We start from the raw sequence: 3,005 nt of genomic DNA on the forward strand, positions 1-3,005 counted from the left end.
TCGGACCGCTCAGAAGAACCCCGAGGGCGGCGCGGGGGACGGCTTCGCGGAACCGTCCCGCACCGGGGCTGACGTTCCGACGAAGGCGTCCAGGTCGTTGCCCTCGACCAGCCGTGCCGGCGCCGGATCCCCCGAGACCAGTCGGCTGAGCGCCACCACCGGCAGCGGGGCGTGCGACGCCACGAGCACCAGGTTGCCGAAGCGGCGGCCGCGCAGCACCCCGGGCTCGGCGATCAGCAGCACGTGGGGGAACACCGCGCGAAGCGTCGCCACCTGCCCCCTGGCGAAGGCCAGCGGTGGTCCGTCCCCGACGTTCGCCCCGTAGACGCCACCGGGGCGCAGCACCCGGCTGGCCTGCTCCGCGAACTCCACAGTGGTGAGGTGCGCCGGCGTCCTGGCCCCCGAGAAGACGTCCACGAGCAGCAGGTCGGCGCTGTCCCGGCGATGCCCGGTGAGCCATTCGCGGGCATCGGCGGCGCTGACCCGGACCCGGGTGCGGGCGTCCAGCGGAAGGCGCTCCCGGACGAACTCGGTGAGCCGGGCGTCCGGTTCCACCGCCCGCTGGCGGGACCGGGGACGGCGGGCACCCAGGTAGCGTGCCAACGACAACGCCCCGCCTCCCAGGTGAACGGCGTCCACCGGAGCGCCCGGCGCGGCAGCCAGGTCGATGACGTGGGCCAACCGCCGCATGTACTCGAACTCCAGGTACTCCGGGTCGGCCAGGTCGACGTGCGACTGGGGGGTGCCGTTCACCAGCAGCGTCCATCCCGAGGGGCGGTCCCGGTCCGGTCGCAGCTCTGCCACCCCCTGGTCGACCTCCCGGCTCTCCGAGGCCCCACCCCAGCGTTGCCTGCCCCGCTCCGCCGCCGACCCGCGTGCTCTCACCGCCCCAGTGTGCCGGGACGCCCCGGTCGACGCCGAGGCCGCCCGAACACCACCCGCCGGACCGCGAGCGGAGCTGGTCCCGTGCCTCCTCCGGCCACCGCCGGACGACGGCGAGACGGTCGGCGCAGTAGCGTCGGCGGGGAGTGGTCCCGGCCGGGGCACCCGGGAGGGGACGGACCACGCGGTCCGGACCCGCCGGTCTCCAGCCCACCGGGGGAGCGCGGACACCACGGAACCTGAGAGGGTGGCGGAATGGCTGACCGGCTGGCGAACGCGACGAGCCCCTACCTGCGGCAGCACGCCGACAACCCCGTCGACTGGTGGCAGTGGGGGCCAGAGGCGTTCGAGGAGGCACGACGCCGGGACGTCCCGGTGCTGCTCTCCGTCGGCTACGCCGCCTGCCACTGGTGCCACGTGATGGCCCATGAGTCCTTCGCCGACCCCGACGTCGCGGAGCTGATGAACCGGCTCTTCGTCAACGTCAAGGTGGACCGCGAGGAACGCCCCGACGTGGACGCGGTGTACATGGAGGCCACCCAGGCGATGACGGGCCAGGGCGGGTGGCCGATGACCTGCTTCCTCACCCCCGAGGGTGAGCCGTTCCACTGCGGTACCTACTACCCGCCGACGCCGCGGCCGGGCCTGCCCTCCTTCCCGCAGCTGCTCAGAGCGGTGGGGGAGGCGTGGGCGGAGGATTCGGCGCGGGTCCGGACGGCCGCCGCCGACATCGTCGCCAAGCTGGCCGAGTACGGCGGGCCGCTGCCCGAGGCACCGGTGGACGAGGAGGTCCTGGCCCGGGCCCGCACCACGGTGATCGCCGACGTCGACACGCGCCACGGCGGGTTCGGCGGCGCCCCGAAGTTCCCGCCGTCCATGGTCCTGGAGTTCCTGCTGCGCCACGCCGAACGGACCGGCGACGAGGGAGCCCTGGCCGTCGCGCTCTCCACCGCCGAGGCGATGGCCAGGGGCGGGATCCACGACCAGCTCGCGGGCGGCTTCGCCCGGTACAGCGTCGACGCGCGGTGGGAGGTTCCCCATTTCGAGAAGATGCTCTACGACAACGCCCTGCTGCTCCGGGCCTACGCCCACCTGTACCGGTTGACCGACTCCCCGCTGGCGGAGCGGGTGACGGCGGAGACCGCGTCCTTCCTGCTCCGCGAGCTCCGCACCCCCGAAGGGGGGTTCGCCTCCTCCCTGGACGCCGACACAGACGGCGTCGAGGGGTTGACCTACGTCTGGACCCCCGACCAGTTGCGCACCGCGCTGGGGGAGGACGCGGAGTACGCCGCCTCCGTGTTCGCCGTCACCGAGGAGGGCAATGTCGAGGGTGGGGCGTCCACGCTCCGGCTGCCCCGCGACCCGGAGGACCGCGACCGCTTCGAACGGGTGCGGACCCGGCTGTGGACGGCCAGGAACGGTCGTCCCCAACCGGACCGGGACGACAAGGTGATCACCGCCTGGAACGGCATGGCGATCGCCGCGTTGGCCGAGGCGGGCGTGGCGCTGGACGAACCGTCCTGGGTCGCCGCCGCCGAGGAGGCCGCCGCGCTCCTGCTGGACCTGCACCTCGCCGACGGGCGGCTGCTGCGCGGCTCCCGGGGCGGTGTCGCCGGGGCGGCACTGGGGGTGCTGGAGGACCACGGGTGCCTCGCCGACGGGCTGCTCGCCCTCCACCAGGCCACCGGGGCCCGAAGGTGGCTCACCGAGGCGCTGGGCCTGCTGGACTCCGCGCTCACGCTGTTCCAGGACGAGGAGGCGCCGGGCCGGTTCCACGACACCGGCGATGACGCCGAGGCCCTCGTGCGCCGCCCCTCCGATCCCGGCGACAACGCCACCCCGTCGGGCGCGTCCTCGCTGACCGGTGCCCTGCTCACCGCCTCCGTCCTGGCCGGTCCCGAGGCCGCCGGGCGTTACCGGGAGGTGGTCGACCAGGCCCTGACCCGGCACGGGATGCTGGTGGAACGCGCCCCGCGGTTCGCCGGGCACTGGCTGTCGGTGGCCGAGGCGGTCGCCGCCGGGCCGGTGCAGGTCGGCCTGGTCCTCGCGCCGGACGACCCGCGCGGCCGGGAACTCCTCGCCGTGGCCCGCCGCCACGCACCGGGCGGGGCGCCCGTGGTGGC

General features: G+C 74.8%; 2 protein-coding genes. One reads left to right on the forward strand and one right to left on the reverse strand.

All coding sequences use genetic code 11. The features are described from left to right. Positions 1-9: 9 nt before the first annotated feature. Entirely contained in the window at positions 10-885 is an 876-nt protein-coding gene (locus ACTIDRAF_RS0214740; protein WP_026066120.1) for a spermidine synthase, read from the reverse strand. A 252-nt stretch (positions 886-1,137) separates the two neighbouring features. Between ACTIDRAF_RS0214740 and ACTIDRAF_RS0214750 the strand changes: the two genes are divergently transcribed. Then, a partial coding sequence (locus tag ACTIDRAF_RS0214750) for a thioredoxin domain-containing protein (RefSeq protein ID WP_016699504.1) occupies positions 1,138-3,005 on the forward strand: 1,868 nt, incomplete at its 3' end.

This window comes from Actinoalloteichus spitiensis RMV-1378 (genome assembly GCF_000239155.1).
GTDB lineage: Bacteria > Actinomycetota > Actinomycetes > Mycobacteriales > Pseudonocardiaceae > Actinoalloteichus_B > Actinoalloteichus_B spitiensis.